Genomic DNA, 13,133 nt, shown 5'->3' on the forward strand with positions numbered 1-13,133 from the left:
AGAGCATTTGTCACAAAAGAAGTCTCGGATGTGCGTGCTTGAACCAAGCTCGGATTTCCATGGACTGGATTCCTTGAAGTGCCCTCCCAATGCTGGAGATGACATCCGAAATGGTGCGCGGTGCTGCACCGCGCACCAGAGCTTTGAGTTTGGAGAACAGCAGTTCAATCGGGTTGAAATCCGGGCTGTAGGGCGAGAGATACAGCAACGTACAGCCCCGAGCCTCAATCAGCGTCCGAATGGAGGCGAGGTGATGCGATGACAGGTTATCCAGCACGACAACCTGTCCTGGTTTCAACGCTGGACCCAGTTCTTCGCGGACGTACCACTCGAAAACTTCCCCATTGAGTGGGCCATCCATCACCAGCGGGGCCAGTGGCCCCGCCAGGCTCAGCGCACAGATCAAACTCTGATTCTGTCCATGATTGCGGGGAGAGGCGCAGACCGCCCGGAGTTGTCGGGGCGCGCGGGCATACCCGCGCGTCATGTTGGTCTGGAAGCCGCTCTCGTCGAGAAAGACCAGCCGTTCTGGATGGGTCAGATACGGTTCAAGATCGTTCAAAAAAGCGGTGCGCTGATCCTCACGGCGTTCGAGTGCGACCAATGTTTTTTTTATGGGTGATCTGGAGGCGCGCGAACACACGGTCCACGGTCTTGAAACAGATCTTGAGGCCCGTGGCGTCTTCGAGCATGCAGGCATGCTCGGTCAGGGTGGCATCGGGGTGGGCTTCGAGTTGTTTGAGCAGTTGATCCTCGTGCGCTGCCGTCACCGTCCGGTGACGGCCCGTGGGTTTGACCCGGACGTGCAAGGTGTTGTTGTGGTGCCGTTCCAGATAGCGCTTCACGGTGTCGATATGGACAGAGAAATGATGCGCCGCCTCTTCCGGTGTCGCTCCGTCCAGGACCAGATCGACAATCCGGGTCCGAAATTCCAGGCCGTAACCGTAGACCCCCGCTGTATTCATGTATTTATTATGCCAAATGCTTTAAACTGACCAGGGCAGCGGTCAGCGGGGTGGGCATTGCCGCCGCCCCCGCCTGGAAACCGGGCGCGACATGGGCACTGATCTGGGATCTGGAAGGGCGGCAGGCCCTGCTAAGTGGCAAGGCCACCATCACGGTGCGGCGGCAGGTGATGAACCGCGAGAAGCTTACGGTTCCCGCCGGAACATTCGATGTCTGGAAGGTCAGGGGCAACCTGCGCGTGGTGGGCAAACTGGGACCCGTGCCCCTGAACCGCGATCTGAGCGAGTTCGAGGAATGGTACGCCGAGGGCGTGGGACTCGTGAAATCCAGCAGCAGCTACAGCGTCACGGAACTGATGACCCTCAAAAAATAACGCCCATCAAAAACGGTGCGGCCCATTGCAGGGCCGCACCGTTCGTTTTCCGAGGGTTGAGCTTACAATCCGGCTTCCGCCAGGAACGCGTCCAGCTTCTGCGGGCGAAAACCGCTAAGGCTGTGGGCCACGTCGCCGCTGACCAGCGTGGGCACGCTGCGGCGGCCTCCGTTGACGCTCATCACGTACTCGGCGGCCTTGTCGTCCTGCTCGATGTTGATTTCCTCGAAGTCCAGGCCCTTGCTGGTCAGGGCGCGCTTGGTGGCGGTGCAATCGGGGCACCAGGTGGTGGTGTACATCTTGATCATGGAAGATTCCTCCTGTGGGTGATGCGGACGAGGACTTCAGATAACCTCTGTCCGATAGGCCAGTTTACAAAATAAAGCATGGGTAGCAAGTGCTCCAGTTCAGTATTGATTAGCTCAGCGAGGGCCAGCCCAGCAAAGGCGAACGGCCCACCGCGTGGGTAGGCCGTCCGGCACCTTCAGAACCAGCCGCCAGCGTTAGGCTGGAGTGGAGGCTTCGGTAGGGGCGTCGGTCTTGGGGGCCGTGGCCTGGGCATCCGGCTGGGGAGCCGCTTCGGCGGGGGCCGCAGCAGCCGCGCCAGATGCTGCGGGCGCAGCCACCATCTCGCCGTCCTCTTCACGCTCTTTCTTGGGCACGGGCGGGGCCTTGGGGGTCATGATCATGTTCATATCCATGCCCATCATGCTGGGGTTGCTTTCCGGCACGCCGATGTCGGCCAGGGTCTCGGCCACGCGCACCAGAATGCGTTCGCCCAGTTCCGGGTGGGTGCGTTCACGGCCACGGAACATGATGGTGACCTTGACCTTGTGGCCCTCTTCCAGGAAGCGGCGCACGTGCCCGGTCTTGGTGTTGAAATCGTGCCCGTCGATCTTGACCCGGAACTTGATGGCCTTGACTTCCTGACCACGCGCACGCTTGCGGTTTTCCCGTTCGTTCTGCTGCTGCTCGAAGCGGAAGCGGCCATAATCGAGCAGACGGCAGACGGGCGGCACGGCCTGGGGACTGACCATGACCAGATCCAGCCCCGCCTCACGCGCCATGTTCATCGCGTCGCGCGTGTCGATAATGCCCACCTGCTCACCTTCGCCGCCAATCAGACGAATCTGACGGACGCGAATCTGCTCGTTGACCTTATGATCTTTCGCTATATTCATCACCTCCGCGCGCCCCCTGCACGCTGGCAGCGTCATTTCTGACGGGTTAGGGCGGCTGAACCCGCATTCACGTTGAAAGCTGTGACGGGTAAACATGTCAGTTTACCACGCAGGTCTGCCGTCTTTTTGTGGGGATGAACTTTCTGTCAACAGCGGTTCCACTGGCTGGGCAACACGCGTCTTCTGCCATGCTTCCTCTATGGACCGTTCCTTCCCCCCTGTGGCCCCCACCCACATCCACCGTTCCGGCCCCCTGTCTGCCCGTAATCCCGACCTGGAAGTCCTCCTGACCGATGGCCTGGGCGGCTTTGCCCTCAGCAGTCTGGCCGGAGTGCCGACGCGCTGCTACTCGGGTCTGGTGGTCAGCCAGTCGCCCCCGGTACAGCGCTTCACGCATCTGGTTTCGCCGCTGGAGATTCTGGAAGTGGACGGCCAGAGGCACAGCCTGCACGCCCTGGAACTCACGCCGGGCATCTTTGAGGGACGCGGACTGGAGGTTCTGAGCGGCGTGACCCTGCGCGATCTGCTGCCCGAACGGGTGCAGATGGTGGGCGGCGTGCGGGTTTCCCGGGGAACGGTCAGCCCGGCCCACGCGGGCGCGGCTGTTTACCTGTACACGGTGGATTCGCCGGGGGCGGTGACGCTGACATTGGGCGGCTATTTTGTGGACCGAGACATGCACCACGTCCACCCGCAGGCTCCCAAACTGGAATTTCAGGCGAACGGTGATGAGGCGCTGGTGCGCGGCGAACGGACCACGCGAGTTCAGATTCACGCTCCAGACGCACAGATCACGTCTCTCGCTCCCCAGCCTTTTCCCCAGCGCGTCTACTACCGCCACGACGCGGCGCGCGGCGAACCCGATCACGAGTACACGCGCGGCGCGGCGTTGTGGGAGATCCGCTTTCCAGCGGGCGGCGGTCAGGTGGCGCTGGTGGTCCAGGGACTGACCGAGACCACCCCCGACATTCCCGATCCCTGGCTGGCTTACGGGCAGGAAGCGGCGCGCCGCCGGGAACTGGCCGAACGGGCCCAGCAGACCTGTGGAGTCTCCGACGATCTGGTAGCGACACTGGCGGTGGCAGCGGACGCTTACCTGGTCAGGCGCAACAGCCCGGCAGGAACCAGCGTGATCGCGGGCTATCCGTGGTTTGCCGACTGGGGCCGCGACGCCATGATCTCGCTGACCGGCCTGACCCTGTTGACCGGGCGTTTTGCCGAGGCCAGCGACTTGCTGCACACTTTTTTAAGCACCCTGCAACGTGGCCTGATTCCCAACCACTTCCATGAGGACGGCCAGGGCGCGGGCTACAACACGGTGGACGGGGCACTGTGGCTGGCGGTGGCGCTGGAGCGTTACGTGACCGCCAGCCACGATCTGGACTTCGCGCGGGAAGCCCTGCCGCAGTTGCGCGGGCTTTTGCAGTGGCATCTGCGCGGCACCGATCACGGCATCCGCGCCGATCCGGCAGATGGCCTGCTGCTGGCCGGGGAAGCAGGCGTGCAACTGACCTGGATGGACGTGAAGATCGAGGACTGGGTGGTCACGCCGCGCCACGGCAAACCTGTGGAGATTCAGGGCCTGTGGCTGGCAGCACTGGGGGCAGAAAAACGGCTCTCGGAAACGCTGGGAGACTCGCCGGAATTCGCGGAGGCGTACGCACAGGCGCGCAGCAGCTTCGGGCAGTTCTGGGATGGGCAGGCGTTCGCCGATACCGTCGAGCCGGACGGCACCACGGACCCCAGCGTGCGCCCCAACGCCGCGCTGGCGCTGGCCCTGCCGGATACGCCCACCACACCCGAACAGGTGGAGGTCGCCGTGCGACAGACCGAAACCAAGCTGCTGACGCCGCTGGGACTGCACACCCTCTCGCCGCGCGATCCGCGCTACCGGGGCAATTACGGCGGGCCACAGGTGCTGCGCGACGCCGCCTACCATCAGGGAACCGTATGGCCCTGGCCGCTGACCGCGTACCTGGAACTGCTGCTCTCACGCGGCGAGGTCACCCAGGCCCGCGCAGCACTGGACGGCCTGTGCGGTCATGTCTGGGAGGCGGGCGTCGGCCACGTCTCGGAGGTGTTCAGCGGGGACGCGCTGCTGCCCGGCGGCTGCCCGTTCCAGGCGTGGAGCGTGGCCGAACTTCTGCGCGGGCATGTGCTGGTGTCGCGGGCAGAGAGCAGAGAAAGCGCCCGAAACTCTGGCTAAAACGTGTCTCAGGGCTGATTTTCACTGGAATCCCATCACACTTATGGCTAGACACCCTCACTTGACGTACACCTGACACTAACCCTAGGATCACGGGGATGACTGGCCTCGCCCTTCCCCCCCAGGCCACGCAGGTGGGGCTGGCGGTGGACGTCGCGGCCTTTGCCATGCATGGCGGCGAATTGAATGTGCTGCTGGTGCAGCGCGGCCAGTTGCCGCACGCCCGCGACTGGGCGCTGCCTGGCGGCTTCGTGCAGCCCGGCGAGGAACTGCACGAGGCGGCCCTGCGTGAACTGCGGACCGAGACCACCGTGCAGCTCGAACCGCGCCACCTGGAGCAGTTCTATACCTTCGGCGAGGTGGGCCGCGACCCGCGCGGACGCATCGTGAGCGTGGCGCATCTGGCGGTGCTGCCCCACGGCACGGTCAGTGTCAGCGGCGGCGGTCATACGCTGGAAGCAGAGTGGCTCAGCGCGCACCGCCCGCCCCGGCTGGCCTTCGATCATCAGGCGATCCTGACCCGCGCCCTGCTGCGGCTGCAACTGCGGCTGGAATACGCCAATCTGGCGCTGGAATTTCTGCCCGACACCTTTACCCTGCCCGAACTCCAGGGCGTTTACGAGGCGATTCTGGACCGCCAACTGGACAAGCGCAATTTCCGCAAACGCCTGCTGGCCCAGAGCGTCCTGACCCCCAGCGGCGAGCGCCGCAGCGGTGTGGGACGGCCCGCGCAGTTGTACCGGCGGGCGAAGAATGTACGGGTGGCGGCGCTGTAGACGGGAGACTCAACCCCCATAGCTCGCCCAGACTCTCTTCAATCCCTGCCGCAGCCCTATACGCCGCATGGGGAGTTCGGCCAGGGTGACCGCTTGCAGACCACGCGCTTTCAGGCCCTTCAGCACAAGCCCCAGCAGTTCGGGGGTGACCGCCGGACCGTCGTGCAGCAGGACCACGCTGCCGGGGCGGAGATGAACCAGGGTTTGCTGTGCCAGGGTGGGCGCGTCGGCATCGGTCCAGTCGCGGCCCTCCACGTCCCACAGCGCGATCTGACGTCCGGCCAGCCACGCCAGGGGGCGGGTCAGCGGACTGTGGCCCCCGTAGGGTGGGCGGTACAGCAGCGCCCCAGCCTGCCCGGCGCGCGGATGCCACCCGATCTGCGCCCATTCCTGCCACGGCGTCAGCAGCAGCGCCTGTCGGTGCCAGCGCCCGTGCGCCTCAACCTGATGGCGGCTGTCCAGCAGCATTTGCAGGAGTTCGGGATGGGCCACATATGCGGGCGCGGTGACGAAAAAGGTAGCGCGGGCGTCGTGCTGCGCCAGAATCTCCAAGAGTTCGGGGGTGCGCCGCGAGGGGCCGTCATCGAAGGTCAGCGCCACCCGGCTTGAATCGCTCGGACCACTACCCAGCGCACCCCAGCCTGCCGCGCGGCCCAGCACATCGGCCAGAACAGCGGCGAGGAGTCCGAGCGCAGGGAGGAACAGAAACCGGATAGAAGATTTTCGGGGGGCGGGGGGGGCATTCACACGGTCTACGCCCCACCCTCCAGCCCCGTTTCCTGGCGTGTGGTCAGCGTGTGGCGGAAGATCACATAGCCCAGCGCGGTCAGCAGGGCCAGGGCCGCGCCCGTGATGAACGGTCCCGTCGGCCCCAGCGTGCGGTAGGCGAAGGCCCCCACCAGCGGCCCCAGCGAGGTGCCCACGTTTTCCACGGTCATCAGGGCACCCCAGGCGGCGGGGCGCTCGGCTTCCGGCAGGCGGCCCGTGACCAGCGCGGCCCAACCGGGCATGATAAAGGCGTACCCCACGCCTACCAGCGCGGCCAGCACGAACAGCCCCCACATGGGCGGGGTGGTGGCTATTCCGCCCAGGCCCAGACCCAGCAGCGCAAAGCCCAGGGTCACGGCCAGCCGGGCGCGGCCCCCGTCGGCCACCTTGCCAGTCAGGGGCAGGCTGCCGAAGGCCACCGCGCCCCCGGTGCCCAGCAGCGCCACCATGCCCCAGTAGGTCAGGTCCAGATCGCGGTACAGCGTGAACAGCAGCGGTCCCAGCAGGGTCATGGTCAGGGTCTGCATGAAGGCCGCCGGGAACAGCGGGGCCAGCGCGCCCACCGCCGTCTTCAGGCGGGTGCGGCGGTCCGGCTGGCTCTCGGCGGTGACGGCGCGGCGCAGGCGGTCCGGCACGAACAGGGCAGCCAGCAGCGCCACTGCCAGCACCGCCAGCACAATGGTGAACACCAGTGCGCGGGGGCGTTCGGCCAGCGCCCCCAGCAGCAGAAAGCCCCCGCCGATCAGCGGCATCACGCCCAAACTGATCAGGGTGACCGCGCGGCCCTTGTGGCTATCACGGGTGGCGTCGGCGGTCAGGTTCATGGCCCCCGGCCACATGGCGCTGAAGCCCACGCCGTGCAGCGCCGCCGCCAGCAGCAGCACCCAGGCGGTGTGCGTTCCGGCCATCACGCCCACCGCCAGCAGCGACAGGGCCGCGCCCGCCAGCATCACGGTCCGCACGCCAAAGCGGCTGATCAGCGCACCGGACGGCCCGCGCATGGCGGTGTCGCTGATGAAGTGGACGGTAAAGGCCGTGGCCGCCACCGCCACCGCGTCCGCCTTGGGCAGCCCCAGCAGCATGCCGGTGGCCTGCGGCAGGTAGGCCCCGTACAGGCCGCTGCGCACAAATTCCGAGCAGGCCAGCACCAGCGCGGCAACCAGCACCCCCGGCAGCGTGCCGGGCTTGACGGGCAGGCGTTCGCGCAGGGCGGAGGCGGCGCTCACGATGTTGCCCCCCCGCTCCTGCCCCCAGCAGCAAAATGGGCTGCGCCTGCTAGCCTGTGCCCGTGTCCGAGTTCTCCGTGATCATTCCAGCCCGCAACGAGGCGGCGTATCTGCCCCTGACCCTGCGGGCGCTGGAGGCGCAGCGCAAGGCCCCCGCCGAGGTCATCGTGGTGGACAACGGCAGCACCGACGACACCGTGGCCCTGGCACGGGCCTGGGGCGCGCGGGTGCTGCACAGTACCCAGCCCGGCGTGGCCCACGCCCGCCAGTGTGGCCTGGAAGCCGCCCACACCGACTGGGTCGCCACCACCGACGCCGATTCGTTGCCCAGTCCGCAGTGGCTGGAATTGCTGGACGCGGCCACGCCGGGCCGGGTGGGCCTGTACGGCCCGATGGGTTTTTGCGGGGTGGCCCCGCACTGGAGCTGGGCCTCGCAGGGGGCTTACAGCGCCTTTCTGCACGCCTGCCGGGTGGTGGGCAAACCCAATCTGGCCGGGGCCAACATGGCCTTCTCGCGCCGGGCCGCGCTGCTGGCCGGGGGCTACCCTGACGTGGAAGCCTACGAGGACGTGATGCTGGGACAGGCCATCGCGGCGCTGGGCACGGTGGCCTACGTGCCAGGGGCGCTGGTACAGACCAGTGCCCGCCGCATGGACCGGGGCGCGCTGCCCTTCGCGTGGCAGCACCTGCGCAATATCACGGGTCATACGCGAGGATACTTTGACCAGACGGACCCACAGCAGAAGCGCTAAGGCCGGGGTCTGCGGGAAACGGCACCTCGCGCGGCATCCCCAGGACGGCGGCGTACACGTCCAGCACCCGCGCCGCCACCCCTGCCGGAGTGGTCCCCGAGGCAAAATCGCGCGCCCCGGCGGACAGCCGCCCCCACAGCGCCGGGTCATCCAGAATGGCCTGGGAGTGGCGGATCATGGCGTTGACGTCCGCCGGGGCCACCAGATAACCGCTGCGCTCGTGGGCCACGCTACTTAACGTGCCGCGTGCGCCCACTGCCACCACCGGAACGCCCATCAGCTCGGCCTCCTGCAACACCAAGCCCTGCGTTTCGGTGTCGCTGGCGAACAGGAACAGTTCGGCCAGACGGTAATACGCGCCGACCTCGGTCCAGGGCTTGACGCCCAGAAAGCTCACGCGGCCCTCAATGCCCAGGCGGCGGGCGTGGGCTTCCAGATGCACGCGCTCCGGTCCCTCGCCCAGCAGCACCAGATGGGTGTCCGGCAACTGCGCCACGGTGTCCAGCACATGATCGAAACGTTTCTCGCGGGCCAGCCGTCCCACGCTCAGCAGGCGGCGTTTGCCCGCAGGCCAGGGATTCTCAATCGGCGGAGCGGCGTGCAACACCCGCGCATCGATGCTGGTGGGAATGACCACCGGGTTGCGAACGCGCATGGCGTGCAACACGTCCAGCACCCCGGCGGTAGGGGTGATCACGGCGTCGGCGCGGCCGTACAGCAGGCCCATGATGCGGGTCACGGCCCCGGTGTGGCGCTGCAAGGCCGTGACGCCCGGCACGTAATGGGTGTACGCCTCGATGTGGGTGTGGTACGTCGCCACATGCGGCACGTTCCATTTGCGGGCCAGCCGCGCCCCGGCCAGCCCCAGCGTCAGCGGCGTATGGGTATGCACCACGTCATAACGCTGCTCAAAATCCTTGCGGGTGGGCCACGCCAGCCGGTAGCTGGGCAAAAATGTGTAGCTGATGCTGGGCACGCGCCTCACATCCATGCGGTTGTCCACGTTGTCGGGGAAATCGGGGGCCACCACGTCCACATGGTGCCCCAGCGCCCTTAACTCGTCACTCAGCAGACCCACACTGGTCACGATGCCGTTCTGATCGGGCAGAAAGGTGTCTGTAAACAGGCCGATGCGGAGAGGTCTCATCCGTTCCCACCGGCAAAGTTCCGTTCCGGGAGAGGCCGTCCTGCTGGGGAGGGGGAAGTCTGGGGCATCGCTAGACAGGAGGATACGACACCGGACATGAGAGAGTCGTCCACCTTTGGTCTCATGTTGCGGCCCTGCTGATACCGGGCAGGCGGGGCCACTTCGCCGGGGACGGCGAAACCCGCTACAGTCGCCATATGAGTACAGCTCCCGCATGAGTACCGCGCCCCCCCCCTTCCTGGCCGCCCAGCTCCGCGCCGGGGCCTACGGCGCATGGGCAGGCGGCCACCCCGGCGCACCCGAAGTCGGCGTGACCGTGCCCATTCGGGATGAAGGCGAAATCCGGGGCGTTCTGGCCGCGCTGCTGGAGCTGAAGGCAGAAGTTACCCTGCTGGTCTCTCCCACCCTCGCCCAGCACGCACCAGACGCCCTTTACGCCGCCACACAGGCCGGGCACGAGATCGCCGGAATGGGTGAGCCAGGGCAGATCAGCGCGTTCGAGGTGGCTGCCGCTCAGACCGTTCAAAGCTGGGATTCGGAACGTCTGAGCCGCGCCAGCCTGCGCCTGCTGGCCGCGCAGGGCATCCACCCCCTCCCCGTCCCGCTGGATGCGCCGCAGCCGGGGCAGACGATGTGTGTGTCGCCGGGAGAACTAGAACACAGGCTGCCAGCGATGCGGGCGCTGGGCTACCGCCCGGTCCCCGTGCGCGACATTCCGGGCTTGAGGCTGGCCGGGCCGCGTGACCTGCTGCTGCACCTGTACACCCATACCGTGGAAGCCAATTTTGCCCGCAAACATAAGGTGATCGATCTGGCGCAGCGGGCTGACGCCGTGATGCGGGTGGCCCCGCTGGACCACGCACCGGAGCCGCTGCCCCTGCCGCGAGATACCCCCACCGCCGAACTGCACCTGCACTCCCCGCGCATCGTGGGGCTGGCTGGACGAAGTGCGCTGACCGCCTACCGCGCCTACCTCCGCAGCCTGCGGGACGTGGCCGCCGCCATGCAGACCCTGCCCGAATTGCAAGGCGCGCGGGCGGTGTTCGCCGTCACCCTGTTCCACGCGCAACTGGAACAGGGCGGTTTCACATTGCTGCCGCTGCCGCCCGCCCGCGCCCGCCTCTATGGCCTGGGTTTCCGGGTACTGCGACTCGTTTACGGCACCGCCCGCCCGCCCAGTGAACCGCAGCCAAAAATGGCCTGGATGACGCGGGAGGCGTTTCTGGCGAAGTACGGGTGAGCTTGACTGCCTGCATGATCATTTTTTGACCCATAGATCATGTGTTAAATTCTGGCCATGACTCAGGCCCACCGTAAGCACGTCGTTTTTCCATCTGACACCCTGCGCTTTCTGGAGGAGTACCAGCGCAAGCACCAGCTTCCCTCCTTCAGCGCCACCATTGAGGCTGCCGCGCTGGCCTTGCAGCAACAGGAACTGCGTCAGGCCTACGCTCAATACGCCCAGGACTTCGCTCAGGACACCCAGGCCCAGGCAGAGGCCGAAGAGTGGCTGGACTTCCCGATGGAAGCCCCGCAGGATCAGGGGTGAGACGGGTTCCGTCTGTAACGCCCTCAAACTGGGAAAGCGCCAGTCTGCCAACTCCACGCCCGGAACCCGTTCTTCTCATCCTCGCGTCCGCTCGGATTTCCATCGTTTTGCAAACGATTCAATCAGAGTCCTTATGAGACGCGGCGACCTGTATCTGGTCAACTTTGAACCCAGCACGCCCGGAGAACCCGCCCGCACCCGGCCCGCCGTGATTCTGACCAATAACCTTGCTAACGAAACGCTGCCGCATCTGGTGGTGGCCCCGGTGACCAGCAATATCAGCCGGGAATACCCCTTTGATGTCCCGCTCCCCGCTGGAAGTTGCGGCCTGACCGAGAGCAGCCGCGTGCAACTGAATTACATCCGGGGCCTGAACCGCAGCCGGATCGGACGCTATCTGGGAAGCCTGACCACCGCGCAGATGAGCCAACTGGACGGCAAATTGAGGGTTCATCTGGGGCTGAGCTAAAGCAGTCACCGACGATCACGCCACCCGTTCTCATACGCAAGCAGGCGACGTGTGACCAGGCAAGCTCACTACAATTCACAGTATGAAAACCGTAGCCCAGACGCTGAGATCGCACCGTTCCATCCGACAGTTCAAACCCGATGAAATTCCCCAGACCGTCATTGATGAGGTGCTGCACGAGGCCGTCATGGGAACGTCCTCGTCGGGGAACCTCAACAGCTACTCCATGATCGTGACCCGTGACCCGGCGCGAAAACGGCGGCTGTACGAATTGCACAGCGAACAGGAGTTCGTCCTTCAGGCCCCGCTGGTGATCACCTTCTGCGCCGACTGGCACCGCACGCGGCAGTGGCTGAAGCTGCGGGGGGCACGGGACAACTTCAACAACTTTCTGGGCTATCAGGTGGCCGCGAACGAGGCGATGCTGATTTCGCAGAGCGTGACCCTGGGTTTTGAGGCGCGGGGCTACGGCATCTGCTACATGGGAACCACGCTCCAGGCCATGCAGGACATCGCAAATTATCTGGACCTTCCTGAAACCTGCCTGCCCATTACCACCATCGTGGTAGGTGTGCCCGACGAGCAACCGGAGCGGCGTGAGCGCCTGCCGATGCGGGCCTATGTTCACGACGAAACGTACCAGGAGGCCAGCATGTCCGAACTGGAGGAGCTGTATGTGGCGCGGGAGGAAAGTGGTTGGCAACGGTACATGTCCATGCCGCATCTGAAGGCCATGTGCGAGGAGGGCGGCATTACCTCGCTGGCGCAGATGTACACCAGTCCTTACAAATATGACCCGGACGCCTACGCGGCTACTTCATTGCAGGTACTGGAAGCGCTCAGGGGGCGGGGATTTTTGCCGGGTGGGTTGGAGGTTGGGCAGAGTGATAAAGCTTAAAACCTAGCCTTTCGTGAATATTTTCTACCCAATTCTCTTCCATCAAATTGATGAAAGTTTCAAATCCGCCCTCAATTAGAATTTCCGATCTATCGCATTGCCAAGATAATTCAATACACCATTCTTCGTTACCTTTGATCTGCTCTTCAATGAAGTTAAGAACCCGTTTGATAGTATATTTATTGTCAAAATGCGAGACATCCAGCAAATGGCAACGAATGAGTTCTCCAACACTTCCAAGGCTTATAGTTTTCCAAGAAGTTTTGATAGGAATTTCGGGAATATTTTTGAATACAAATGCTGGCATGACTGGAAGCTTGTACCCTTCAATCTCCAGGAAAGTGGGTTCTTCAACAATTACTTCAGCGCCCCAGTAAAAAACGCGCCCTTCAGGGGTAGCGTATTTTGATGAAATTATCTCAGGAACTGAAAGATACAAGCAGGCATCCACTAGCATCACCTCGTCTACGTTGAATTATAACTGACCTTACGCGCTACGATTTGAAGACTCCATGAAATCATCAGGATTTCTTGCTTCGCACTGCGGCGACGCAAACTGGGGAGGTGACTCGCCGGATGATGGAACTGTACAGCGATTTCTTGATCTCCTCGTTCGGTCAAACGAGTGCCACCATGCTCGCCCAGTTGCTGCTGGGGGAAGTCAGTCACGATCAGGTCACTCGTTTTTTGCGTCAGGAAGAGGCTTTTTCCCGTACGCTCTGGAAACTGGCAAAGCCGTTGGTCAGGCAGATCGAGCAGGAGGACGGAACGCTGAGTGTCGATGACTGTGTGATTCCCAAACCTCACAGTCAGGAAAACGGC

Annotated in this window: 15 protein-coding genes and 1 pseudogene; 9 read left to right on the forward strand and 7 right to left on the reverse strand. The window is 64.4% G+C overall.

The genetic code is table 11. From position 1 onward, the window contains the following. Window positions 1-10: 10 nt before the first annotated feature. Window positions 11-965, reverse strand: a protein-coding gene (locus tag Q319_RS26515) for an IS630 family transposase (protein WP_156039467.1) whose coding sequence is annotated in 2 segments (ribosomal slippage) — window positions 11-613 and window positions 615-965 — 954 coding nt in all. Because the reading frame shifts where the segments join, the coding sequence is not laid out codon by codon here. A 50-nt stretch (window positions 966-1,015) separates the two neighbouring features. On the opposite strand from Q319_RS26515, the gene Q319_RS0119375 reads away from it, so the two are divergent. Further along, window positions 1,016-1,339 (forward strand): TapB family protein, encoded by a 324-nt coding sequence (locus tag Q319_RS0119375; RefSeq protein ID WP_029484087.1) that lies wholly within the window; start codon window positions 1,016-1,018, stop codon window positions 1,337-1,339. Between the two features lie 62 nt (window positions 1,340-1,401). Here the strand turns inward: Q319_RS0119375 and Q319_RS0119380 are convergent, their stop codons facing one another. Both Q319_RS0119380 and infC read right to left on the reverse strand, forming a co-directional pair. Beyond that, window positions 1,402-1,647 (reverse strand): glutaredoxin domain-containing protein, encoded by a 246-nt coding sequence (locus Q319_RS0119380; RefSeq protein ID WP_029484088.1) that lies wholly within the window; start codon window positions 1,645-1,647, stop codon window positions 1,402-1,404. Between the two features lie 195 nt (window positions 1,648-1,842). Then, complete coding sequence (gene infC / locus Q319_RS0119385) at window positions 1,843-2,523, reverse strand: translation initiation factor IF-3 (protein WP_051655579.1); 681 nt, start codon at window positions 2,521-2,523, stop codon at window positions 1,843-1,845. A gap of 196 nt (window positions 2,524-2,719) precedes the next feature. On the opposite strand from infC, the gene Q319_RS0119390 reads away from it, so the two are divergent. Together Q319_RS0119390 and Q319_RS0119395 are read left to right on the forward strand one after the other, a co-directional pair. Continuing rightward, on the forward strand, window positions 2,720-4,726 hold the full coding sequence (locus tag Q319_RS0119390; protein ID WP_081846185.1) for an amylo-alpha-1,6-glucosidase: 2,007 nt from the start codon (window positions 2,720-2,722) through the stop codon (window positions 4,724-4,726). Between the two features lie 98 nt (window positions 4,727-4,824). Then, window positions 4,825-5,502, forward strand: coding sequence for an NUDIX hydrolase (locus Q319_RS0119395; protein WP_029484091.1), 678 nt, complete (start codon window positions 4,825-4,827; stop codon window positions 5,500-5,502). 9 nt (window positions 5,503-5,511) lie between these two features. Here Q319_RS0119395 and Q319_RS0119400 read toward each other — a convergent pair whose 3' ends face one another. Then, the gene (locus Q319_RS0119400) at window positions 5,512-6,249 is read right to left on the reverse strand and encodes a polysaccharide deacetylase family protein (protein ID WP_245619378.1); all 738 of its coding nucleotides are present in this window, start codon (window positions 6,247-6,249) and stop codon (window positions 5,512-5,514) included. Between the two features lie 5 nt (window positions 6,250-6,254). Further along, complete coding sequence (locus Q319_RS0119405) at window positions 6,255-7,496, reverse strand: MFS transporter (protein ID WP_029484093.1); 1,242 nt, start codon at window positions 7,494-7,496, stop codon at window positions 6,255-6,257. A 62-nt stretch (window positions 7,497-7,558) separates the two neighbouring features. Between Q319_RS0119405 and Q319_RS0119410 the strand changes: the two genes are divergently transcribed. Next, the gene (locus Q319_RS0119410; protein WP_034415930.1) at window positions 7,559-8,248 is read left to right on the forward strand and encodes a glycosyltransferase family 2 protein; all 690 of its coding nucleotides are present in this window, start codon (window positions 7,559-7,561) and stop codon (window positions 8,246-8,248) included. On the opposite strand, the gene Q319_RS0119415 is transcribed toward Q319_RS0119410, so the two are convergent. Beyond that, window positions 8,193-9,395 carry a glycosyltransferase gene (locus tag Q319_RS0119415; RefSeq protein ID WP_029484095.1) on the reverse strand — a complete coding sequence of 401 codons (1,203 nt, stop codon included), beginning with the start codon at window positions 9,393-9,395 and terminating at the stop codon, window positions 8,193-8,195. The genes Q319_RS0119410 and Q319_RS0119415 overlap by 56 nt on opposite strands. A gap of 214 nt (window positions 9,396-9,609) precedes the next feature. Here Q319_RS0119415 and Q319_RS0119420 point away from each other — a divergent pair, with 214 nt between their 5' ends. The 4 genes from Q319_RS0119420 to Q319_RS0119435 all read left to right on the forward strand — a co-directional run bounded on the left by Q319_RS0119420 (window position 9,610) and on the right by Q319_RS0119435 (window position 12,311). Further along, window positions 9,610-10,635 (forward strand): YkoP family protein, encoded by a 1,026-nt coding sequence (locus Q319_RS0119420; protein WP_029484096.1) that lies wholly within the window; start codon window positions 9,610-9,612, stop codon window positions 10,633-10,635. 57 nt (window positions 10,636-10,692) lie between these two features. Beyond that, window positions 10,693-10,944 (forward strand): hypothetical protein, encoded by a 252-nt coding sequence (locus tag Q319_RS0119425; protein ID WP_029484097.1) that lies wholly within the window; start codon window positions 10,693-10,695, stop codon window positions 10,942-10,944. Between the two features lie 133 nt (window positions 10,945-11,077). Next, the gene (locus Q319_RS0119430; protein WP_029484098.1) at window positions 11,078-11,413 is read left to right on the forward strand and encodes a type II toxin-antitoxin system PemK/MazF family toxin; all 336 of its coding nucleotides are present in this window, start codon (window positions 11,078-11,080) and stop codon (window positions 11,411-11,413) included. Window positions 11,414-11,495: 82 nt separating this feature from the next. Next, window positions 11,496-12,311 (forward strand): nitroreductase family protein, encoded by an 816-nt coding sequence (locus tag Q319_RS0119435; RefSeq protein ID WP_051655580.1) that lies wholly within the window; start codon window positions 11,496-11,498, stop codon window positions 12,309-12,311. On the opposite strand, the gene Q319_RS27425 is transcribed toward Q319_RS0119435, so the two are convergent. Continuing rightward, window positions 12,253-12,771 (reverse strand): hypothetical protein, encoded by a 519-nt coding sequence (locus Q319_RS27425; protein ID WP_156039468.1) that lies wholly within the window; start codon window positions 12,769-12,771, stop codon window positions 12,253-12,255. The two genes, Q319_RS0119435 and Q319_RS27425, sit on opposite strands and share 59 nt — an antisense overlap. 104 nt (window positions 12,772-12,875) lie before the next feature. Between Q319_RS27425 and Q319_RS0119440 the strand changes: the two are divergent. Next, window positions 12,876-13,133: pseudogene (locus Q319_RS0119440) on the forward strand (IS701 family transposase); the annotation flags it as partial.

Origin of the sequence: Deinococcus marmoris DSM 12784 (assembly GCF_000701405.1) — a bacterium.
GTDB lineage: Bacteria > Deinococcota > Deinococci > Deinococcales > Deinococcaceae > Deinococcus > Deinococcus marmoris.

Coding starts and splice junctions, on each gene's coding strand:
- Q319_RS0119380 (WP_029484088.1), bottom strand. CDS start 1,647: ATGATCAAGATGTACACCACCACCTGGTGCCCCGATTGCACCGCCACC.
- Q319_RS0119390 (WP_081846185.1), top strand. CDS start 2,720: ATGGACCGTTCCTTCCCCCCTGTGGCCCCCACCCACATCCACCGTTCC.
- Q319_RS0119395 (WP_029484091.1), top strand. CDS start 4,825: ATGACTGGCCTCGCCCTTCCCCCCCAGGCCACGCAGGTGGGGCTGGCG.
- Q319_RS0119415 (WP_029484095.1), bottom strand. CDS start 9,395: ATGAGACCTCTCCGCATCGGCCTGTTTACAGACACCTTTCTGCCCGAT.
- Q319_RS0119420 (WP_029484096.1), top strand. CDS start 9,610: ATGAGTACCGCGCCCCCCCCCTTCCTGGCCGCCCAGCTCCGCGCCGGG.
- Q319_RS0119425 (WP_029484097.1), top strand. CDS start 10,693: ATGACTCAGGCCCACCGTAAGCACGTCGTTTTTCCATCTGACACCCTG.
- Q319_RS0119430 (WP_029484098.1), top strand. CDS start 11,078: ATGAGACGCGGCGACCTGTATCTGGTCAACTTTGAACCCAGCACGCCC.
- Q319_RS0119435 (WP_051655580.1), top strand. CDS start 11,496: ATGAAAACCGTAGCCCAGACGCTGAGATCGCACCGTTCCATCCGACAG.